General features: G+C 55.7%; 20 protein-coding genes and 1 tRNA gene. 7 read left to right on the top strand and 14 right to left on the bottom strand.

All coding sequences use genetic code 11. The annotated features are described in order from the left end of the window. The first annotated feature begins 26 nt into the window (after positions 1–26). Positions 27–1,394: a signal recognition particle protein gene (ffh, locus tag BM029_RS08155; protein WP_092434545.1), complete on the top strand. Its 1,368-nt coding sequence runs from the start codon at positions 27–29 to the stop codon at positions 1,392–1,394. Positions 1,395–1,752: 358 nt separating this feature from the next. Continuing rightward, a complete protein-coding gene (locus BM029_RS08150) occupies positions 1,753–2,121 on the top strand; it encodes an SWIB/MDM2 domain-containing protein (protein ID WP_092415250.1) in 369 nt (122 codons plus the stop codon). 237 nt (positions 2,122–2,358) lie between these two features. On the opposite strand, the gene BM029_RS08145 is transcribed toward BM029_RS08150, so the two are convergent. The 5 genes from BM029_RS08145 to BM029_RS08125 form a co-directional block, all read right to left on the bottom strand. Then, complete coding sequence (locus tag BM029_RS08145; protein ID WP_139217208.1) at positions 2,359–3,042, bottom strand: hypothetical protein; 684 nt, start codon at positions 3,040–3,042, stop codon at positions 2,359–2,361. 94 nt (positions 3,043–3,136) lie between these two features. Then, positions 3,137–4,573 carry an alkaline phosphatase gene (locus BM029_RS08140; RefSeq protein ID WP_371329100.1) on the bottom strand — a complete coding sequence of 479 codons (1,437 nt, stop codon included), beginning with the start codon at positions 4,571–4,573 and terminating at the stop codon, positions 3,137–3,139. Positions 4,574–4,623: 50 nt separating this feature from the next. Further along, positions 4,624–6,072 (bottom strand): alkaline phosphatase, encoded by a 1,449-nt coding sequence (locus BM029_RS08135; RefSeq protein WP_092434539.1) that lies wholly within the window; start codon positions 6,070–6,072, stop codon positions 4,624–4,626. A 240-nt stretch (positions 6,073–6,312) separates the two neighbouring features. Next, on the bottom strand, positions 6,313–6,897 hold the full coding sequence (locus BM029_RS08130) for a lytic transglycosylase domain-containing protein (RefSeq protein WP_244544964.1): 585 nt from the start codon (positions 6,895–6,897) through the stop codon (positions 6,313–6,315). Positions 6,898–7,077: 180 nt separating this feature from the next. After that, entirely contained in the window at positions 7,078–8,817 is a 1,740-nt protein-coding gene (locus BM029_RS08125; protein ID WP_092434533.1) for a proline--tRNA ligase, read from the bottom strand. Between the two features lie 273 nt (positions 8,818–9,090). On the opposite strand from BM029_RS08125, the gene BM029_RS08120 reads away from it, so the two are divergent. Both BM029_RS08120 and BM029_RS08115 read left to right on the top strand, forming a co-directional pair. After that, positions 9,091–9,672, top strand: a complete 582-nt coding sequence (locus BM029_RS08120; RefSeq protein ID WP_092434530.1) for an RNA pyrophosphohydrolase — start codon at positions 9,091–9,093, stop codon at positions 9,670–9,672. Then, entirely contained in the window at positions 9,669–10,289 is a 621-nt protein-coding gene (locus tag BM029_RS08115; RefSeq protein ID WP_244544958.1) for a CNP1-like family protein, read from the top strand. Before BM029_RS08120 ends, BM029_RS08115 begins: the two co-directional genes overlap by 4 nt. 109 nt (positions 10,290–10,398) lie before the next feature. Here the strand turns inward: BM029_RS08115 and proB are convergent, their stop codons facing one another. From proB to rplU, 4 genes are all read right to left on the bottom strand, one after another. Next, positions 10,399–11,517, bottom strand: a complete 1,119-nt coding sequence (gene proB, locus BM029_RS08110; protein WP_092434525.1) for a glutamate 5-kinase — start codon at positions 11,515–11,517, stop codon at positions 10,399–10,401. Positions 11,518–11,820: 303 nt separating this feature from the next. Further along, on the bottom strand, positions 11,821–12,930 hold the full coding sequence (obgE, locus tag BM029_RS08105) for a GTPase ObgE (protein ID WP_092355437.1): 1,110 nt from the start codon (positions 12,928–12,930) through the stop codon (positions 11,821–11,823). Positions 12,931–13,235: 305 nt separating this feature from the next. Beyond that, entirely contained in the window at positions 13,236–13,493 is a 258-nt protein-coding gene (rpmA, locus tag BM029_RS08100; protein WP_092415232.1) for a 50S ribosomal protein L27, read from the bottom strand. A 38-nt stretch (positions 13,494–13,531) separates the two neighbouring features. Next, the gene (rplU, locus tag BM029_RS08095) at positions 13,532–13,843 is read right to left on the bottom strand and encodes a 50S ribosomal protein L21 (protein WP_038493216.1); all 312 of its coding nucleotides are present in this window, start codon (positions 13,841–13,843) and stop codon (positions 13,532–13,534) included. Positions 13,844–14,153: 310 nt separating this feature from the next. Between rplU and grxD the strand changes: the two genes are divergently transcribed. Both grxD and BM029_RS08085 read left to right on the top strand, forming a co-directional pair. Then, a complete protein-coding gene (gene grxD, locus BM029_RS08090; RefSeq protein ID WP_061944363.1) occupies positions 14,154–14,465 on the top strand; it encodes a Grx4 family monothiol glutaredoxin in 312 nt (103 codons plus the stop codon). An 8-nt stretch (positions 14,466–14,473) separates the two neighbouring features. Next, a complete protein-coding gene (locus BM029_RS08085) occupies positions 14,474–15,088 on the top strand; it encodes a UbiX family flavin prenyltransferase (protein ID WP_092434522.1) in 615 nt (204 codons plus the stop codon). A gap of 54 nt (positions 15,089–15,142) precedes the next feature. Here the strand turns inward: BM029_RS08085 and BM029_RS08080 are convergent, their stop codons facing one another. From BM029_RS08080 to BM029_RS08060, 5 genes are all read right to left on the bottom strand, one after another. Next, a complete protein-coding gene (locus BM029_RS08080; protein WP_092434519.1) occupies positions 15,143–17,002 on the bottom strand; it encodes a M61 family metallopeptidase in 1,860 nt (619 codons plus the stop codon). A gap of 3 nt (positions 17,003–17,005) precedes the next feature. Then, positions 17,006–17,464 carry a DUF3429 domain-containing protein gene (locus tag BM029_RS08075; protein WP_092415226.1) on the bottom strand — a complete coding sequence of 153 codons (459 nt, stop codon included), beginning with the start codon at positions 17,462–17,464 and terminating at the stop codon, positions 17,006–17,008. Positions 17,465–17,570: 106 nt separating this feature from the next. Further along, positions 17,571–18,161 (bottom strand): nucleotidyltransferase family protein, encoded by a 591-nt coding sequence (locus BM029_RS08070; RefSeq protein ID WP_092434517.1) that lies wholly within the window; start codon positions 18,159–18,161, stop codon positions 17,571–17,573. A gap of 24 nt (positions 18,162–18,185) precedes the next feature. Beyond that, positions 18,186–18,917, bottom strand: coding sequence for a DsbC family protein (locus BM029_RS08065; protein WP_092434631.1), 732 nt, complete (start codon positions 18,915–18,917; stop codon positions 18,186–18,188). A gap of 29 nt (positions 18,918–18,946) precedes the next feature. Continuing rightward, positions 18,947–20,197 (bottom strand): FAD-dependent monooxygenase, encoded by a 1,251-nt coding sequence (locus BM029_RS08060; RefSeq protein WP_092434514.1) that lies wholly within the window; start codon positions 20,195–20,197, stop codon positions 18,947–18,949. A gap of 184 nt (positions 20,198–20,381) precedes the next feature. Between BM029_RS08060 and BM029_RS08055 the strand changes: the two genes are divergently transcribed. Further along, positions 20,382–20,457, top strand: a tRNA-Phe gene (locus BM029_RS08055). Positions 20,458–20,822 lie beyond the last annotated feature (365 nt).

The following is a 20,822-nucleotide window of genomic DNA, read 5'->3' as shown; positions in this document are numbered from 1 at the left end:
CACCTCTTCTGGAAACGCTGTTACCCATGCTCGACAATCTTACCCAACGCCTCGCCAAAGTAGTAAAAACCATGCGCGGCGAAGCGCGCCTTACCGAAACCAACACTGCTGAGATGCTGCGCGAGGTACGTCTGGCTTTGCTGGAAGCCGACGTCGCCCTGCCCGCCGTGCGCGAGTTCATCGCCAACGTCAAGCAAAAAGCATTAGGCGAGGAAGTGATTGCATCGCTGACGCCAGGCCAGGCCCTGGTCGGCGTGGTGCAGCGCGAGCTGGCCTCGCTGATGGGCGCCGATCTCGGTCCCGAAGCGTCGCAACTGAGTTTCGCCACCCAGCCGCCGGCGATCATCCTGATGGCGGGTCTGCAAGGTGCGGGTAAAACCACCACCGTCGGTAAACTCGCCAAATATCTGCGCGAACAAAAGAAGAAAAAAGTACTGACTGTCTCCGCAGACGTTTATCGCCCGGCCGCGATCGGCCAGCTGCAGACCGTGACAGCACAGGTCGGCGCCGATTTCTTCCCGACTGCCACGACCGACAAGCCAGTCGATATCGCACTGGCTGCGCTGGACTACGCCAAGCGCCATTATCACGACGTGCTGATCATCGACACTGCCGGCCGGTTGGGTATCGATGAAGCGATGATGAAGGAAATCACCGCTATCCATGCTGCCGTCAACCCGATCGAAACGCTGTTCGTGGTCGACGCCATGCTCGGCCAGGATGCGATCAACACCGCCAAGGCGTTCAGCGATGCGCTGCCGCTGACCGGTATCGTGCTGACCAAACTGGACGGCGACGCCCGCGGCGGCGCCGCGCTGTCGGTAAGACACATCACCGGCAAACCGATCAAGTTTGCCGGCACTGCCGAAAAACTGGATGGACTGGAAGCTTTCGATCCAACCCGCATGGCCAACCGCATCCTCGGCATGGGCGATATCCTGGCGCTGGTCGAAGAAGCCCAGAAAGGCGTCGATGTTGCGGCAGCCAAGGACCTGGCGCATAAAATCAAGGGCGGCGGCAAATTCGACCTGAACGATTTCAAGGCGCAGCTCGGCCAAATGAAGAAAATGGGCGGCTTGTCCAATCTGATGGACAAATTGCCGGCGCAATTCCAGCAGGCGGCGGGCGGCGCCAATATGGACCAGGCAGAAAAACAGGTACGCCGGATGGAAGGCATCATCAACTCGATGACCGCCCAGGAACGGGCCAAGCCCGAACTGATCAAGGCTTCCCGCAAACGCCGCATCGCCACCGGCGCCGGTGTGCAGGTCCAGGAAGTCAATCGCATGCTGTCGCAATTCGACCAGATGCAGTCGATGATGAAAAAACTCAAAGGCGGCGGCATGATGAAAATGATGCGCGGCATGAAAGGCATGATGCCTGGCATGCGCTAGACCCTCTATCGGTACCGTCTCAGCACCGTAGCAGTACCGTTACTTTGCCTTCAAAAGCCTTGCAAGTCATTGACTTGCAAGGCTTTTCGCAAAATTGGGCCGACTCCGCGCAGTTGCTAACCGGTGGCTGCGGGCATTTGTTACCGCCCCTGAATGCTGCAAAGAATACTGAAAATTAGCAAAAACCGGCCGCATAAGCCCGCCAACGGGTGTTTCTCCCAGCGTGGCCGGTGGTTCTGCTTCCGTATCAAATCCCGCACAAACCCGTAAAAAACGCTTGCATCGCCAGGAAAAGCGCAACACTATTAGCGATGCGTGCTTGACGCATTTTTTCACTATCCCTGAAGGAGGCTCAAAGATGGCCACAGCAGCAAAAAAACCAGCGGCAAAGAAAGCTGCAGCACCAGCAAAAGCACCGACTAAATCGGCGCCAAAGGCAGCTCCTAAAAAAGTAACTGCAACCGGTACTGTAGCGCGCAAGCCGAATGCAGCATTTATGAAACCACTGACACCATCGGCCATCCTGGCTGCGGTTGTCGGCGCGACTCCGCTGCCACGCACAGAAGTTACCAAGAAGGTTTGGGAATACATCAAGAAACACAATCTGCAAAATCCAGCCAACAAGCGCAACATCCTTGCAGATGAAAAATTGAAAGCTGTCTTTGGCGGCAAAAAAGAAGTGTCGATGTTTGAAATGACTAAACTCATTTCCGATCACTTGAAATAAAGCTTAGGGCCTGGCTGCTGGACATTGTTCAACGCGTCGCCCTGAGTGCCAAACAAAAACGCCCGCATCACGCGGGCGTTTTTGTATCTGCGGATTCCGGCATCAATCGAGATTCGTAGGGTGGGCACGCATTTGTGCCCACGCGTGACCGCGATAACCGGAGTACAGGCCGGAGTGGCAATGAAATAGGCTGGTAGTCCGCTCGTGGGCACAAAGGCGTGCCCACCCTACATGAGATCAATCGAGCAAGTCCGAATAGTCGATTTCTGCATAGCCTGCCAGCGTCTTCCACGGCAGGACCGGCGGCGCCGCAATCAGGCTGACCGAAGTCTGGCGGCGTGCCGACCCATGCGCATCGAACGACTCCACCCTGCGCGGATACTGGCCTTTGACATCCCAGCCGACCCGTACCGTCAACTCACCACGCTTGCTCTCATAAAGCTGGACACCGTCTTTGACCGGACCAACCGCACGCATGTTTTTCAAACTTTGCGGATCGCTCAGATAGAACGTGCTGCCCCAGTCACCGTTGAAACCGATATTGCCGTAATACTGAGAATCCACCTTGACGGTGCGACGCTGGTGACGCTCGATCAAACGCGCATCCAGTGAACCATCAGCCTGCCGCCGCACCCACATCGGCGAACTACCGGCATCGGGATGATTGTGTCCGCTGTGGTCATGCTCATCGGCGGCCCCGCTGCGGTTGGCGCCAGCACCGCCGTTGCCAATCTCGCGCTCGGTCCAGACCTGGTCGTTGCGCCGGTACACGCGCTCGGTGAATGTCGTTTCGCGCTTGACGCCATCGCGTCCCGACACCATCGAATAATGTTGGATCAGCAGGTTCTGGTCAGGAGGATTGACCGCAGCCTGCGTAAGCGACATCGGCGACAACAGCACCACTGTCATCAACATCTTCATGCCATTCATCCGACTTTTTAAAAAAAACATTTTTCCACCGAAAAAATTGCCGCCATCGCTGCGATGGCGGCGGCAATACTATTGAAGAAAATTATTACAGGCCAAGCGCATTTTTAACTTTGCCAAACACCTTGATGTTTTCAAATGTGCCTTTGAAGCTGTCGCTGCCAGCACCTGCCGAAAACAACATCACGTCACCACCACCGTGCGTCTCCGAACCGGGAGAGCCGGCAAAGCGTACGCCAACCTGCTGCAGATAATCGTCAGCCTCGGTATCGACATTGGTCAGATCGCCGTCGTCCGGACGGCGCGGCGCACTGCCGTTGCCGAACACCAGCGTGGTGTAGGGCTTGCCATCGGCGGCCAACGCCAGCTTGCCGTCGTAATAGTTGGCGACCTTGCCCAGAATCGGATTGCCGCGTTTCGGATAGCCATTGAAGCCGATCGCATGGTCATGGTCGGCGGTAACCACGATCAAGGTATCTTTCAAGTCGACCAGTTCCAGCGCCTTCTTGATGGCGGCGTCGAAAGCCAGCGTATCTTCCAGCGCGCGCTTGGCGTTGGTGCCGTGCAAAGCATGGTCGATGCGACCGCCTTCGACCATCAGGAAATAACCTTTCGGACTCTTCTTGAGCACGCCGATAGCTTTTTCCGTCATCTCCGCCAAGCTCGGCTGGTTCAGGTTTTTCTTGACCCGATCCAGTTCGTAATCCATGTCGCTGGTGGTAAACAAACCCAGCAATTTGCTGACATTGGCCGGATTGACGCTCTTCAGTTCAGTGCCCGAAGCGACATAGGTATAACCAGCCGCCTTGAACATGCTCAGCGCATCGAGCTCGTCATTACGCTGGCTGGCCGGGTTACTCTTCGGCAGGAAATGCCGCAATCCGCCACCTAGCAAGACGTCGATGCCATCCTTCAGCGCCGTGTTATAACGCGGCGCGCCCGGAGTCGCCTGTTCCGTGATGGTGTTGTACGCATCACGGTTGCAGACGTGGGCGTAGGTTGCCGCCGGCGTAGCGTGGCTGATACGTGTGGTGCTGACCGCACCGACCGCCTTGCCTGCCCCCTTCGACAATTCCAGCAAAGTCTGCACCGCCTGGCCGTTACCGGCGACGCAGGTAGAGTCCGCCTTGGTTTGATACGGCTTGCCGGTAGCATCGTACGGATTGGTATCGGAAGACATTGAAATTACATCGTTCTTCATTTTTACGCCGGTCATGTACGCCGCCATCGACGGCGCGCTGTCGGTGGTCTGAGCATCCAGCGAAAAAGTCTTGACGCGCGCTGTACGCGTTAATGTTTCCATCGTCAGGCGGCCGGCTTCGCCATGACCGTAGATGCGTGCCGCGGTGACCGTTACCGGGCCCATGCCATCGCCCAGGAAGAAGATGACGTTTTTCGCGGTTGCAGTGTCGGCTGCCATGACGTTCGCGGTGACGAGTAAAGACAGCGGCGATAACGCGCACAGCGTGGCGCATTGAAGGACTCGACGCTGGAACTGCTTGTTTGCTGGTTTAATTATTTTCATTTCTGACCTTTGCTTTGTATATGTTCGACAAATTCGGTTGGCCTGCAGGCTCAAAGGCCGACGGCTTTTTTAACCAGGCCGAACACTTCGGTGTTGTCCAGGACGCCGCGAATATTTTGCGCACCCATACCCTGCGCACCGATAAAGACATTGGTGCCGCCATGCGTCTCACCACCGGCTTCAGTCGGAACCACCGACTCTTGCATATAGTCTTTGTCAGCCACTTGCATGTCGGACAGCGCACCGCGCGTCGCCAGATGGTTAGGACCATTGCCGAAGCCGATCACGGTGTACGGATTGTTGTTGATGTCGCGCTCCGGCTGGCCGGTGAGGACGTTCTTTACCAGGCCGAGAACGCCAGGCTCGCTGCTGGTGGTTTTGCCGGTACGCTTGGCGTAGCCGTTCAGCAGGATCGAATGATCATGGTCGGCGGTAACCACTACCAGCGTATTCTTCAAACCCGGATCGACTTGCTCCATCTTGTCGAGTGCAAGCTTGATCGCGTCGTCAAAAGCAACGGTCTCCTGCAATGCGCGGCGCGCATTGGTGGCGTGCAATGCATGATCGATACGACCGCCTTCGACCATCAGGAAGAAACCGGTCTTCTTGCTACTCAACAGGTCGATCGACTTGCCGGTCATCTGCGCCAGGCTCGGTTCCTTGGCTGCATCGCGATCCAGGTCGTAAGTCATGTGATCTTTGTTGAACAGGCCAACCACTTTCGGTGTCGCGGCTCCGATTTTGTCGAACTCTGCAAAATTGCTGGCGTAGGTATAACCGGCAGCCTTGAATTCCGCCAGCAGGTCACGGCTATCGCTGCGCTTGCTGTCGGCATCGGTCTTCGGCAGGAAATGACGACGGCCGCCGCCGAAAATGACATCGACGCCATCGCTCAGCTTGCTGTTGAAACCGGCGCCCTTGGGTGTCAGCTGCGCGGCGATATTGTTTTCGCCGTCACGGTGGCAGATATGCGAATAAGTCGCGGCCGGAGTGGCATGCGTAATCCGCGTGGTAGTCACAACGCCGGTGCTGTAACCCTTGGCCTTCATGATTTCCAGCAAAGTGTCGGCCGGCGTGCCATTGCCGCTCGGGCAGGTGCTGTCGGCGCCGTTGACATAACCTTTACCGCTGGCGTCGCGGGCGCTGGTGTTGGCCGACATGGCGATCACTTCGTTATTCGCCTTGACACCGGTCATGTAGGCCGCCATCGATGGCGCGCTGTCAGTTACCTGGGCATCGTTGGAATAGGTGGTGACGAAACCGCTTTCCGGCAAAGTATCGATGGTCAGATCGCCCTCTTCGCCCACCTTGTAAATGCGGGCAGCGGTCATCGTAGTGATGCCCATGCCGTCGCCGAGGAAGAAGATGACGTTCTTGCCGGGAGCCTTGACTTCAGGTTTCTCGACCGGTGTCTCAACCAGCGAGCTGCTGCCAGAACCGCTACAACCCGCCAACGCCACCGACCCGATGGCGGCGGCAATCAAAATACGTAATTTCATTCATCGCTCCGTGTTAACAATCAGAAATAAGCATCTATTTGTAATAATGTGTAACAACTGTAACCAAAAGTTATTACGTGTTGATGACGAACATGCTGATGACGAAAGAACGCAGATCTGCGGCCGAAACCGGAACGGAAACGATGAATGCTTGGCCCGAGCACCGCCGGGCCAATTAACGGATTGCTTCTTATAGAGGGAGCCGACGACGCCCGGGACAGGCGTCGGCCCTGGGGAGAATTACCGGTGAGCGGAAACTGTATGGATTGGCAGATCGTCCTTATATTCCCAGCGCTTCCATGCAGCCAATACCGCATTGGGATATTCAGGACGTCCGCGGCTGCCGTTGTAGCGGCCGAGCGCGAGATACAGGTTGCCCTTTTCCATATCGATGTACATCCGCAGAATCGAACAGCCGTAACGCAGATTGGTCTGCATGTTGAATAATTTGCTGCGGTCGGCATCGCCGATGACGCGGGTCCAGAACGGCATGACCTGCATGTAGCCATGGGCGCTGACGCTTGATAGCGCGTACTTCCGGAAGGCTGATTCGACCTGGATCAGGCCCAGCACCATGCCCGGATCGAGGCCGGCGCGCTTGGCTTCATACCAGGCGGTTTCCAGGAATTCGATGCGCATTTGCGCATCCGGCAGTTTCCTCTTCAGGCGCTCCGACATTTCGCCCAGCCAGTACAGATACTGGATACGCTGGTCGATGTCGGAAAATTTTGGTTTAGGTGGACGGGCGTCATTGATGGCGCGCGACAAAGCCAGGCGTACTGAATCCGCCAGCTCTTCTTCTTTTTGATTGCCGGCATGCGCCATGCTGCCAAATAATAAAGGCAGCAATACCGGCAACAACCCAAACCAACGAGACCAACGCAATCGACACTCCCCAAAATGCACTTTTATTTTGGGATGAGTATACAAAGATGCGCAAGGAAAGCGTAAAGAAAACGCGAAGAAAACGGCGCAAAAACCCGATGCGCCGTTATTTTGTTGTTTTTAGGAAACTAGACGCGCCTTGATGAAGTCAGCCACCTCTGCCAGTGGCACAGTAGTGGCCTCGGTATCGCGTCGTCCCTGGTATTCCAGCTGACCGTCCTTGAGACCACGATCGCCGATCACCACGCGATGCGGCACGCCAATCAGCTCCCAGTCGGCAAACATCGCGCCCGGGCGTTCGCCGCGGTCGTCCAGGATCACGTCGACGCCAGCCGCCGACAGTGTTTCATACAACTTGTCGGTTTCTTCTTTTACGGCTTCGCTGCGGTCATAGCCCATTGGGCACAAAACCACCTCGAACGGCGCGATAGCTGTCGGCCAGATGATGCCCTTGTCGTCGAAATTCTGTTCAATGGCAGCACCCAGGATACGTGTAATGCCGATCCCATAACAACCCATCTGCAACAGCTGCGGCTTGCCGTTCTCATCCAGGAAAGTCGCCTTCATCGATTCCGAATAGGCGGTTCCCAGCTGGAATACATGGCCGACTTCGATCCCGCGCAGGATGGCCAACGCGCCTTTACCGTCCGGCGATGGATCGCCCTCGACCACATTGCGGATATCGAACACCATCGGCTCGGGCAAGTCGCGGCCCCAGTTGACGCCGGTGAAATGGAAATCCACTTCGTTGGCGCCACTGACAAAGTCATGCATGTTGGCAACGGTAACGTCTGCCACCACGGTAACCGGCTTTTTGGTATTGACCGGTCCCAGATAACCTGGCGGCGTGCCGAAATATTCGACGATTTCCTGTTCCGTGGCAAAACGATAACCAGCCAGGCCAGGGATCTTGTTGACCTTGATTTCGTTCAGCTCATGGTCGCCACGCAGCATCAGCAGCCAGACTGTCTTGCTTGCGGCTTCCTTATCGGTTGCTTCTTTTTCAACAGTCAACACGATCGACTTGATAGTGTCTGTCAAAGGGATTGCCAGCAATTCCGCTACCGCTTCACATTTGGCCTTGCCAGGTGTCGCCGTCTTGGTCAGCGCTTGCGTCGGCGCAGCCCGGGACGGGTTCAAAGGCAAGGATTCGGCCGCTTCCATATTGGCGGCGTAATCCGAGTCAGGACAGTACACGATGGCGTCTTCGCCGGTGGCGGCGATAACGTGGAATTCGTGCGAACCGGTGCCGCCGATGGCGCCGTTGTCGGCAGCTACCGCACGGAACTGCAAGCCGAAACGGTTGAAAATGCGCGTGTAAGCGTCATACATGATCTTGTAAGACTGTTTCAGGCCGTCCAGGTCGCGATCGAAGGAATAGGCGTCTTTCATCGTGAATTCACGCCCGCGCATCAAGCCGAAACGCGGCCGGCGCTCATCGCGGAATTTGGTCTGGATATGGTAAAAATTCACCGGCAGCTTGCGATACGAGCGCAATTCAGTGCGGGCGATGTCAGTAATCACTTCTTCCGAAGTCGGCTGAATGATGAAGTCGCGACCGTGGCGATCCTTGACGCGCATCAGTTCAGCGCCATATTTTTGCCAGCGCCCGGTTTCTTGCCACAACTCGGCCGGCTGTACCACCGGCATCAGCAATTCCACCGCTCCGGAACGGTTCATCTCCTCGCGCACGATGTTTTCGACCTTGCGGATTACGCGCAAGCCCATCGGCATGTAGGTATAAATGCCGGAACTGATGCGTTTGATCATGCCGGCGCGCATCATCAGTTTGTGGCTAACGATTTCAGCGTCGGATGGAGCTTCTTTGAGCGTGGAGATAAAAAAACGGGAGGCGCGCATAACGATGAATTCTTTTTAAAAAGAGAGGGTTATAATCAACTCAATTTTAAAGGATTAGCTGGCTGATGCGCCTACTCTTTGCACAATTGATTAATGTTCTGGCCATTGTTGTTACAGGTCAGGACAAATTGCGCGCCTAGTCGGGTGAGGACAGAGCTCTTTGCATAGCCATGGAGGCTTTATGGCTCTGTTCCGCAATGATGACGGCAAGCAAGGAATCTAGCAGAATAAGCAGTAGATCCGCCCGGCCGCAGAAAGTTTTGAGGTAACAACATGCTTGACCGTGAAGGCTTTCGCCCGAACGTCGGCATTATCTTGCTCAATACCCAGAATGAAGTCTGGTGGGGCAAGCGCGTGCGCGAACATTCGTGGCAATTTCCACAAGGCGGTATCAAATACGGTGAAACCCCGGAGCAGGCAATGTTTCGCGAACTCGAGGAAGAAATCGGGCTGAAGGCGGAACACGTCAAGATCATCGGCCGCACGCGCGACTGGTTGCGTTACGAGGTGCCTGATCATTTTATCAAGCGTGATGTGCGTGGGCATTATCGCGGCCAGAAACAGATCTGGTTTCTGCTGCGCATGGTCGGACGCGACTGCGATGTCAACCTGCGCCTGACCGAGCACCCCGAATTCGACGCCTGGCGCTGGCACGACTACTGGGTTCCACTGGACGTCGTGATCGAATTCAAACGGGATGTATACCAGCGGGCCTTGCAAGAATTATCACGTTTCCTGACACGTCCTTTGCAGAATGTGCAGCATCACGCCCGTCATTTACGCACCGGCCATGGACCGCGCGCATCGACATCGACTGAATCCCCCCCGGCCTGCGCCGAACCCGAAAAGAAGTGAGCACCTCTATGGCTTTTGATTTTGCTTTCCGCATTCCCGCTGCAAAGAAGATACCGCAACTACTGGTACTGACCGCTAGCCTGCTGTTGTCAGGCATCGCTGCACAAGTGCATGCTGCTACCGATCCGTTCTACCCAAGCGCTGTCCCGCAATCGAATTCCGGCTTGCCCGACGATGATTCGGACGATGGAAAATCATGGCAGGAACTCAAGACGCAAATTCCGCCAACCCCGCAGGCGGCCAATCTTGTGCCGCTTGACGTCGGTCCGACTAGCTCGATGAAATTCTTCGTCGATATCAATTCGATATCAGCCGGTAGCGACGGCGTGGTCCGTTACACCTTGGTCAGCAAGAGCCAGGGCGGTGCAGAAAATATCAGCTATGAGGGAATTCGCTGCCAGACTGCTGAAAACAAGCTGTATGCATTTGGCCAGAAGGACGGCAGCTGGTCGCGTTCACGCATAAGCGACTGGAAGCGGATCAGCGAAGTGTCCGGAAACCGGCAACATGCTGAATTGGCAAAAAACTATCTTTGCCAGGATGGTACGGTGGCCGGCAAAGTTGAAGATATCCGTAGCAGGCTGCGCAGCAATCGCCCGATCAAACCGGGTAGCTGATCGAGAACTTTTCGCCCAAACAAAAACGGCTCCTGCAATCTGCGGAGCCGTTTTTTTATTGCCTGAGACTGCTGTCAGTCTCGTTTGCTGCTGATGTTGCTGATGTTGCTTAAAGCAAAACCATATTATCCCGATGAATCAGTTCCGACTCTTCGACGAAACCCAGGATCGCCTGGATTTCCGCTGATGGATGGCGCATGATGCGGCGCGCTTCCGAGCTGGTGTAATTGCTGATGCCGCGCGCGATTGCATGGCCATCGACATCGGTACAGGTAATGACATCGCCGCGGCCAAATTCTCCGGACACTGCCGTTACCCCGATCGGCAACAGGGATTTGCCTTCGTTGCGCAATTTTTGCACGGCGCCGGCATCCAGCATGACCTTGCCTGCAGTTTTCAAGTGATCCGCCATCCATTGCTTGCGTGCGGTGAGTTGCGCGGTTTGCGCGGTCAATTGTGTGCCGATCGCCTCGCCACCGGCAAGCCGCGTCAGCACCGCATCTTCACGGCCCCAGGCAATCACGGTGTGGGCGCCCGAAGTCGCGGCGCGCTTGGCCGCCAGGATCTTGGTAATCATGCCGCCGCGGCCAATACTGGTGCCGGCGTCGCCCGCCATCACTTCCAGCGCCGGATCGCCGGCTTTCGCTTCATACACAAACTCGGCATTCGGGTCTTTCCGCGGATCGGCGGTATACAAGCCCCGTTGATCGGTCAGGATGATCAAGGCGTCGCCTTCAATCAGGTTGGCAACCAGCGCGCCGAGGGTATCATTGTCGCCGAACTTGATTTCATCGGTGACCACGGTATCGTTCTCGTTGATGATCGCCACTACGCCAAAGCGCAACAGGGTGAATAACGTCGAGCGGGCATTCAGATAGCGTTCGCGATCGGCCAGGTCGGCGTGCGTCAGCAATACCTGCGCGGTACGTATATTGTGGGCACGGAAGCTGGTTTCATAGATCTGCGCCAGGCCCATCTGGCCCACTGCGGCGCAGGCCTGCAATTCGTCGATGCTGGTCGGCCGCTTGTCGAAGCCGAGCCGTTGCATGCCTTCCGCCACCGCACCGGAACTGACCAACACGACTTCCTTGCCCATCGCCCGCAACTCGGTAATCTGGGTCGCCCATTTGGCGATGGCGCCGGCATCCAGGCCCTTACCGTCATTGGTTACCAGGGAGGATCCGACTTTGATAATGATGCGCTTGGCTTTTTGAATGACGGAATTCATATTTTTATCTATAGCGGCCACTCACCTTCGCTGGCGCAATTCGATTCGATTGGCAAACGACGGGGAAACAGCGGGCAAAAAAATAGGCCGCGATCGAAGCAGGTCTTTATTCCCTCATCGACAACGGCCGCCAACTAGTGGACTGTAACAGCCGAATTGGGAGCGAAGGGCGCGTACCCGGTGCGCGGGGGCAAGGCGCAAAGCGGAGCAATAGCCATGACTATTGCGAGCATTTGCAACGCCGCCATGCGCGCCGGGTACGTGACAGGCGCTGCTGATTTGGCTGTTATAGTTCACTAAAGTTTAGTCCAGTATCTTGAAACGCGGATCGTCCGGATCGATCGACAGGATAGCTTGTGCTTCTACCACCATGTGTTTCTCTTCCGAGCGCGTTTCCTGCTGGCGCTTCTCGGCCAGGTAGCCGTAGATTTCCGTTACCAGCTCCGGGCAGCCATCGCGGTTCAGCGCGGAAATTTCAAATACCGGGCCTTTCCAGCCGAAGCGCTTGATGAAATCCTTGACGCGCTTGACGCGCTCGCCTTCCGGGATCACGTCGATCTTGTTGAGCACCAGCCAGCGCGGCTTGTCGAACAGCGATTGATCGTATTTCTTCAGTTCCTTGACGATCGCCTTGGCTTCCTTGACCGGATCAACCGTATCTTCGAATGGCGCCAGATCGACGATGTGCAGCAACAAACCGGTACGCTGCAAATGCTTCAGGAACTGGATACCCAGTCCGGCACCTTCCGCCGCGCCCTCAATCAGGCCCGGGATATCGGCGATCACGAAGCTTTTTTCGTGACTGACACGCACTACACCGAGATTCGGATGCAGCGTGGTGAACGGGTAATCGGCGATTTTCGGACGGGCATTGGATACCGCGGTGATGAAAGTCGATTTACCGGCGTTAGGCTGTCCCAGCAAGCCGACATCGGCCAATACCTTCAGCTCCAGCCGCAATTCGCGGCGTTCGCCTTCCTTGCCGTCGCTTTTCTGGCGCGGCGCGCGATTGGTCGAAGACTTGAAGTGGATATTACCCCAGCCGCCCTCGCCGCCCTTGGCCAGCAATACTTCTTGCCCGTGATCGGTCAGATCGGCGATAGCTTCGCCGGTATTGACGTCAACGATCAGCGTGCCAACCGGCATGCGCAGCTTGATATCGTCGGCGCCCTTGCCGTAGCAATCCGAGCCACGGCCATTTTCGCCGCGACCGGCGCGATGCATCTTGGAAAAACGATAATCGACCAGCGTGTTGATATTGCGGTCGGCAACGGCCCAGATACTGCCACCTACGCCGCCATCGCCACCGTCAGGGCCGCCAAACGGGCGGAATTTTTCACGGCAAAAACTCGCAACCCCATTGCCGCCATCGCCGGCAATGACTTCGATTTTTGCTTCATCTATAAACTTCATTCGAAGGTCCTAATGAGGTTGGAGGTTAAATTCTTATTGAAAGACACTGGTAACTTTACCGATTTTTGGTGATTGTTGCAGCACAGGCCGCAACCGGCATTGCAATAATGCCATTATTTTCAAGTGCAACTTGCCGCTAGCGGGTGCCGCAAGCGAGTGGACACGCTGCGTGTTCCAAGTTGTCTGAGCAGTGTTTTCAGTGTCAGTTTCAGTGTTTTACGACCAGAAACCAAAAAGGCTCTACCAGCGGCAGAGCCTTTCGCAACAAGGCTCGAAAGCCTTGCTTATGTCGAACTTAAAGAAACTTAAGCTGCTACGACAGTAACGTAGTTACGCTGGGCAGCGCCCTTGGTTACGAATTGTACTTTGCCGTTGATCAGTGCGAACAGGGTGTGATCCTTGCCCATGCCAACATTTTCGCCTGGATGCGTCTTAGTGCCGCGTTGACGAATAATGATGCCGCCAGCGTTGATCGCCTGGCCACCGTAGACCTTGACGCCGAGTCGCTTTGACTCTGAGTCACGGCCGTTGCGCGTAGTGCCGCCGCCTTTTTTATGTGCCATTTAAAACTCCTGGTATCTAGTTAAGCCGATCGACGCAATTAAGCGTTGATCGAAACGATTTGAATTTCGGTGTAATTTTGACGATGGCCTTGATGCTTCTGATAATGCTTACGACGACGCATTTTGAAGATCTTGACTTTATCGTGGCGACCTTGCGCCAATACCTTAACCGACACCGTAGCACCTTCGACCAGCGGTGCACCAAACTTAATGGTGTCACCAGCGCCAACTGCGAGCACTTGATCAATAGTGAGTTCGGTGCCAATGTCTGCAGGTATCTGTTCTATTTTGAGTTTTTCGCCGGCAACAATCTTATATTGTTTGCCACCGGTTTTTATGACCGCGTACATATGAAACCTCATCGAAATGATTGAAGACTATTAAAAAAATTTCTTTCCTAAAACACCATAATCAGCGACAAACAAACACTAAATCGCTGGGCGGAATCGGGAGAACCTGAGATTGTACATGGACTCGGCACTTTCGTCAAAATCTCTTGACAAGTGTGGAATTCACCACACATTCATGCTTCTACCAAGCAACCTTGACCGAATCCTGACCAAACATTGCTACCCGGCTACGCGCCAACACAGACTCACCAGCAGCACAACGGTCTTTTTCATATAATGGCGGTATTCTGAAACTTTTTAAGGTATTGCCATGAGCGATGTACAAGCGTGGATCAAGGAAACCGTGACCAGCAACCCAGTGGTGCTGTTCATGAAAGGAACCGCGCAATTCCCACAATGCGGATTTTCCGGCCGTGCGATCCAGTTATTGAAAACCAGCGGCGCTGAGAACATCGTCACCATCAACGTCCTGGAAGACCCGGTCGTGCGCCAGGGCATCAAGGACTATTCCAACTGGCCTACCATTCCGCAACTCTACGTCAACGGCGAATTCGTCGGCGGTTCCGACATCATGAACGAGATGTTTGAGTCGGGCGAACTGCAAACCTTGCTGAAGGCCTGAGACCGCAAGTGGTCTCGTCCAGCCGCCTTGCCGCCGATGCCGTCCAGCCGCCACGCCGCCTGATTGTAGGTATTACCGGCGCTACCGGCGTCATCTACGGCGTGCGGCTGCTGCAGCTGTTGCGCGACATACCTGGTGTTGAAAGCCATTTGATGATTTCCGACGCCGGCGTCCTCAACCTGCACCAGGAGCTCGATATGCGCCGCAAGCAGGTCGAAGCGCTGGCGCACGTGGTGCACAATGTGCGCGACATCGGCGCGGCCATCGCCAGCGGCTCGTTTCAATCGGACGGCATGATCATTGCGCCCTGCTCGATGAAAACCCTGGCCGCAGTCGCCAACGGCCTGTCCGACAATCTGATCACGCGTGCCGCCGATGTGGTACTCAAGGAGCGCCGGCGCCTGGTATTGATGGTGCGCGAAACGCCCTTCAACCTGGCGCATCTGCGTAACATGACCAGCGTCACCGAGATGGGCGGCATCATCTTCCCGCCACTGCCCGGGTTTTATCACCGGCCGCAAAGCATTGCGGAAATGGTCGACCATACGTTGGGACGGGTGCTGGATTTATTTGCCCTCCAGCATACGCTGACGCCACGCTGGAATGGTTTGAAAGCGGATTAAAAAGGCCGGACAAACTGCTCCGGCCTTTTTCATTTCTTAACCACTTTCCAGTACTTAACGTCCGCTGCGCCCTGCCAGCCATGCGGTACGCAGCGCTGGCACCGGTGCAGCTGCCGATTTCGTGTCAGCCTTGATACTTATCTGTGGCGCGCTGTCAGCCAGCAACCTGACTCTGAAGGTCATCAACTCATCGCGTCGAAAAGCATGGATGGTGACAGTGTCACCAACCCGGTAACGCGCCAGCAACGCGTCCAGACTGTTAGGCACCCGAATGCCGTCAACCGCCACCAGTACGTCGCCAGCCGACAAACCGGCGCGATGCGCAGCGCCGCCTTCATACACATTCACCAGTTTGCAATCGCCGCCATTGCGCGCGCTGCGCACACCGAGCGAAGGTTTACCCGGTTTACGGCTATCGCTCAGCACAATGCCGGTCGGCGTCAATAATTTCGCGAGTGGCAAATCATCGGTTGCACGCACATAACGATCGAAGAAACGTTTCAGCTTGAGGCCGGTTACTTCATCGAACAACGCTTCGACCGCAGTCTCGCTGACACCGCGGCCGCTCAATGCGTTGTCTGCATAAAAATCGCGACCGTACCGTTGCCACAAGGCGCGCATTACATCATCCAGCGATTTCCGGCCCTTGGTTTCGCTACGGATTGTCAGGTCCAACGCCAGCGCCACCAGCGAACCCTTGGTGTAATAGCTGACAATCGCATTCGGCGCGTTTTCATCCTGGCGATAATATTTGACCCAGGCATCGAAGCTGGAATCGGCCACGCTTTGTTTGTGCCGGCCACTGCCAAGCAGTACGCCGTTGATGGTTTTCTCAATCAACTTGAAATAAGCCGGCTGATCAATCAAGCCGCTGCGCAACAGCATCAGGTCATCGTAATAGCTGGTGAAACCTTCGAACAGCCACAACAAGGGCGTGTAATTTTCGACCTGCAGATCATAAGGCGCAAATGCCGCAGGCTTGATGCGTTTGACGTTCCAGGTATGGAAATATTCGTGGCTGCACAGACCGAGGAAGGTACGGTAGCCATCGCTCATTTCCGCCTGCCCCTTGACCGGCAAATCGGCGCGCGCGCAGATCAATGCGGTGGAAGCGCGATGCTCAAGGCCGCCATAACCGTCGCCCACTGCCAGTGTCAGGAACACATAGCGTTGCATCGGTGCGCGCTTGGCAAACTTGCTGCCGGCTGGCTCGAAGAAGGCGATCTGGGTTTCGCAAATCTTTTTCAGATCGGCGCTCAGGCGCGCCATGTCCAGGTTCGGCACATTGCCGGTAATGGCAATCTCATGCGGTACGCCGTGCGCCTTGAAACTGGCTAGCTGGAAGGTGCCCATTTCGACCGGGTGGTCGATCAGTTCGTCGTAGCTGGTGGCGACATAACTGCCGAATGAACCGCGCTTGGCTTTCAGCGGCGGCAACGCGGTAGCGATACGCCAGGCGTCAAAGGCATCGCCTTGCGGGCGCTGGATATCGACGATGTGCGAGGTATTCTCCTGGCCGACCACGCGCAAGAATACGCTGGTGCCGTTGAAGAAACCGTGGGTCTGGTCCAGATGCGCGGTACGCACCGACAGATCCCATGCATACACCAGGTAATGCAAGGTCAACGGGCCGTCGCACGGCGCCGCTTGCCACGAGTGCTTGTCGAGTTTCTTGAGGACGATCTTGCGGCCATTGGATTCGGCCCGGATTTGTACGATATTGCGGGCAAATTCGCGGATCATGTAGCTGCCGGGAATCCACGCCGGCAAAGCGACGATCTGTCCGACTGCTGCCGGTTCAGCAATCGTCAGCGTAACGGCAAACAGATGCGCGGCCGGATCGGCCGCGACGATGCTGTAGTTCAGGACGCTGCTGGCGGATTTGGCATTTAATCTGGCAATATTTTTTTTCATTGTTTATCCCCGAACGTTACCGGCAATCACGGTCAGCATCAGCGCCGCCACCGCCACACAAGTCAATCTGAAACGCAGCTCGATAAACCAGGTCGGCAAGCCGTACCATGGGAACAGGCGTTTGTCAGCCTGATATGCCGCGATAAAGCCGGCAATCAGCAAAGCAAAACCGAAACCGCCAGCCATGGTCGAGAACCAGGCAATGCTGGTCGGCGCCACGCCCCAGACCAGGGCTTTTTTAGTGTGATCTGCCGACAGGTCGGCCCGCAGCACCACCGCGCCCCAGTGGATCCCGCCGAGAAAAGACAAGGCGGCGATGCCATAGGCGAGCTGGCCGCGAATAAAATCGCGGAGCCAGTCGGCATTGACCAGCCAGCATGCCAGCGTCAGCAGCACGAACGGAATCAAGCCGGCATAACCAAGTAAATGAATAAGGCGTTTGTTCAGGAAATGTGGATTCATCTGGTGGCTTCGTCAGGGAACGTCGGTTTGCACAGACTACTCACCGACTGCGCAAAAAAGACGCTAGTGTAGCGGGAATGTGCAAATTAGACCCGACCTCTGCTGATCACTGTCGTATATCGGCGACGGCGTCGATGTCTTGATGGATGCCAGGATCGTCCACCGCCACCTCGACCACGGGATATGCCTTCAGCAGGCTTCGCGCACCTTGATCGCCGCGCAGTGCCAGCAGCTGCGGTAGATACTTGCGACTGAAGCCAACCGGATTGCCGCGCCTGCCTTGATAAATCGGCACTGCAATGTCAGCGCCTTGACGCATGGCAGAGATCAGGGCCTGGATAGTGGTTGCTTGAAGATAAGGCATATCGGCCAGGGCAATCACCCAACCGTCGGCATCCACGGTTTGTTGCAGGCCGCAGACCAGCGACGCCGCCATGCCGTCGTCCGCAGTGTCGCACCGGACCCAGGGGTGGCCGGCAATTTGCGTTACCAGATCAGCTACGCCAGGGCGCAAGACAACACATATCGGCAACGATGCCGCCAGATTGCCGGCAGAAGCTGCCAGTACAGTCTGGCCGGACGCGGTCGGCAACGGCTGCAACAATTTGCTGCGGACACCGCTCGGATCAAAACGCCGGCCACGGCCTGCTGCCAGTAACAGGCCGACGATTTTCCCACTATATTGTTGACGGCCCATGACGGGTTTCAGATGGGGATCTGTCTATTTCAAAGTGCTGAACTTAGCTTCCATCGTTTTGGCGTCGATCCAGCCCGGCGAGCGCGTGCCGTCGGCAAAGATAATCGTCGGGGTACCGGTCACGTTCAATTTCTGACCGAGCGCCAACACTTTGTCGTTTGGCGCCTGGCAGTTTGCCGGCGCCGCTGCGGCCGCTTTGCCATCGGCCATCAGGTCAGTCCAGGCCTTGTTGCGGTCTGCGCTGCACCAGACATTCCGGGCTTTGACCGCGGAGTCTTCCGCCAGAATGTTATACAGGAAGGTGTACACGGTAACGTTATCGACTTCCTGCAACGTGGTCTTGTGGAAGCGCTTGCAATAGCCGCAATTGGGATCTTCGAATACAGCGATCACGCGCTTGCCATTACCCTTGACTTTTTTCATGGCCAAATCCAGCGGCAATTCCGAAAATTTCACCTTGCTCAACTCATCCACCCGCTCCCGGGTGAAGTCGCGCGAAGACTGTGCATCCATGATGCGGCCGACAAAGACATACTTAGCAGCGGCATCAGTATAAAAAATATCCTTGCCGACACGCACTTCAAACAAGCCGGAATAAGGAGTCTTGGTCACTTCATCGACCTTGACGCCATCTCCCAGGCGCGGCTCTATCAGCTTTTTAACCGCAGCCTCCTGCAAAGTCTCGGCACCGGCAACGTTTACCGACAATCCCAGCAGGGCCACCAAGGTCACCAACATCACTCTTATTTTTTTCATCATCATTCCAGTTGTTCCAGTTATTCCGGTTATTCGCTATCGGCTGTCCGACCCAAAGCGTGGGTCATTAGTTGTCTTTTTAAGACTGGTACATTATTCAGCAAGTTCAACCCGAGATTGCGTAGCAAGCGCAGCGGACCTACATCCACGCCAAACAGTCGTTCCAATCCGTCGGTAGTCATTTGCATCAACAATATTTCTTCTTTGCGTGCACGCGCATAACGCGCCAGCACGCGCTCATCGCCGCAATCACGATGAACACCACGTTCAGCCAGCACCTGAATCAACGCCGTAACATCGCCGAAACCCAGGTTCATGCCATGCCCGGCCAGCGGATGCACTACATGGCCCGCATCGCCGATCAGCGCAACGCGCGGCGCCACCAAAGCATGGGTTTTGAGCAAGGATAAAGGAAACGCTTGCGCCAGTTCCGGCTGCAAGGGTTGCAATTGGCCCAGCTTGTCGCCAGCCAGTATTGACAGACGCGCGGCCAGTTGCGACAACGGTTCCTCTAACAACGAGAGAGCGAGTGCCTCCGGCGCCGACCAGACCAGAGACACGCGCTGTCCGGGCAACGGCAATAAGGCGACGATGCCTTCGTTTTCGGTAAACCATTGATAGGCAATGCCGTGGTGCGGCCGCTCACAAGCGAAATTGGCAACCACCCCGCGTTGCTTGTAAGAGCGGTAATCGATGCCGATCTGGCATTGGCCGCGCACCCAGGATTGCGCACCGTCAGCGCCCACAACCAACGCAGCGTCGACGGCTTCACCCGATTCCAATAGCAAAGTCGCGGCCGTCGCATCCACTTGTATCGATTTCACACGGCCACTGAGCACCCGCACATTAGAGGAAAATTTCAGAGCCGCATCCAGCGCTTGGTTCAAATTGCCGTCTTCAACTATCCATGCCAATGCATCGACATGCGCGCTGTAAGCATCGAAAGTGAGAGTTCCGGCGGCACTGTCGGTCCCGCCTTTAATCGCCATGCCTTCCACCGCGCTGATACGCGCCGGATCCAGGGCATCCCACACCTTGACCGTCGACAGCAAGCTGCGCGCCACATGATTTAGTGCGTACACCCGCGTGTCCCAGACATCTGGCGAGGTGGCCGCTGCAACGGCAGGCGGCGCCATCCCTAACAAGGCGACGCGCAAACCCGCCTGCGCCAAACCCAGCGCCGCCGCCTTGCCAACGGCGCCATTGCCCACAATACAAATATCGTATTTGAGCGTCGGCGCGGCGCCAGTATTTTTCGAGATTGATCCGATATCTTTCATCCCGCCATTATAGCGACTACGCTTGCAATGGCTTGGGGGCCGCTATAAATAGAGATCTCCAGCATCCAGACTTGAAGTCGCTGCCTACAATTCAGGCAAAGAAATGCGCAATCGAAAGTTTTTTCAAGAAGTTTCAACAAGGGGCTTTGCGGATCGAAAATGTTTTGCTATACTCCTGTCCCTTGGCCTGGTAGCTCAGTCGGTAGAGCAGAGGATTGAAAATCCTTGTGTCGGTGGTTCGATTCCGCCCCGGGCCACCAAAATCAGAAAAGGGCTTAGCTTCGGCTAAGCCCTTTTTGCATTTGTGGTGCGATATTAAAGTGCCTGAAATTAAAGCGCCCGAAACGCGGAAATTAAAATGCGAAAATCAGCCGCCAGCGCCACCTGGCTCGGGTAAAGTTGCAGATGAGACCAATGCGATCGGCGAGTGTTGGCAAGTAGTGACAAGTAAAGACGGGTAACAACAGATAACGACAATGCTTTTGTCGTGATCGCCCGGAGATTTGGTAAGATCACAAATTACGACAATATTTTATATACCTTTAAAGCGAACCAATTGCCGTCTAAACGTTCTATAAACCAATTCGCCAGCACTTTCCGCCTTGGTTTACCCATACATCTCACT

This window comes from Collimonas sp. OK607 (assembly GCF_900111995.1).
Classification (GTDB): domain Bacteria; phylum Pseudomonadota; class Gammaproteobacteria; order Burkholderiales; family Burkholderiaceae_D; genus Collimonas.
Note: the sequence above shows the minus strand (reverse complement) of the source record. Positions and strands in the feature narration are given on the sequence as shown.

Bases quoted from the DNA above. Each gene is read 5' to 3' on its own strand.
- ffh (WP_092434545.1), top strand. From the start codon at position 27: ATGCTCGACAATCTTACCCAACGCCTCGCCAAAGTAGTAAAAACCATG.
- BM029_RS08150 (WP_092415250.1), top strand. From the start codon at position 1,753: ATGGCCACAGCAGCAAAAAAACCAGCGGCAAAGAAAGCTGCAGCACCA.
- BM029_RS08145 (WP_139217208.1), bottom strand. From the start codon at position 3,042: ATGAAGATGTTGATGACAGTGGTGCTGTTGTCGCCGATGTCGCTTACG.
- BM029_RS08140 (WP_371329100.1), bottom strand. From the start codon at position 4,573: ATGAAAATAATTAAACCAGCAAACAAGCAGTTCCAGCGTCGAGTCCTT.
- BM029_RS08135 (WP_092434539.1), bottom strand. From the start codon at position 6,072: ATGAAATTACGTATTTTGATTGCCGCCGCCATCGGGTCGGTGGCGTTG.
- BM029_RS08130 (WP_244544964.1), bottom strand. From the start codon at position 6,897: ATGGCGCATGCCGGCAATCAAAAAGAAGAAGAGCTGGCGGATTCAGTA.
- BM029_RS08125 (WP_092434533.1), bottom strand. From the start codon at position 8,817: ATGCGCGCCTCCCGTTTTTTTATCTCCACGCTCAAAGAAGCTCCATCC.
- BM029_RS08120 (WP_092434530.1), top strand. From the start codon at position 9,091: ATGCTTGACCGTGAAGGCTTTCGCCCGAACGTCGGCATTATCTTGCTC.
- proB (WP_092434525.1), bottom strand. From the start codon at position 11,517: ATGAATTCCGTCATTCAAAAAGCCAAGCGCATCATTATCAAAGTCGGA.
- obgE (WP_092355437.1), bottom strand. From the start codon at position 12,930: ATGAAGTTTATAGATGAAGCAAAAATCGAAGTCATTGCCGGCGATGGC.
- rpmA (WP_092415232.1), bottom strand. From the start codon at position 13,493: ATGGCACATAAAAAAGGCGGCGGCACTACGCGCAACGGCCGTGACTCA.
- rplU (WP_038493216.1), bottom strand. From the start codon at position 13,843: ATGTACGCGGTCATAAAAACCGGTGGCAAACAATATAAGATTGTTGCC.
- grxD (WP_061944363.1), top strand. From the start codon at position 14,154: ATGAGCGATGTACAAGCGTGGATCAAGGAAACCGTGACCAGCAACCCA.
- BM029_RS08080 (WP_092434519.1), bottom strand. From the start codon at position 17,002: ATGAAAAAAAATATTGCCAGATTAAATGCCAAATCCGCCAGCAGCGTC.
- BM029_RS08075 (WP_092415226.1), bottom strand. From the start codon at position 17,464: ATGAATCCACATTTCCTGAACAAACGCCTTATTCATTTACTTGGTTAT.
- BM029_RS08070 (WP_092434517.1), bottom strand. From the start codon at position 18,161: ATGGGCCGTCAACAATATAGTGGGAAAATCGTCGGCCTGTTACTGGCA.
- BM029_RS08065 (WP_092434631.1), bottom strand. From the start codon at position 18,917: ATGAAAAAAATAAGAGTGATGTTGGTGACCTTGGTGGCCCTGCTGGGA.
- BM029_RS08060 (WP_092434514.1), bottom strand. From the start codon at position 20,197: ATGAAAGATATCGGATCAATCTCGAAAAATACTGGCGCCGCGCCGACG.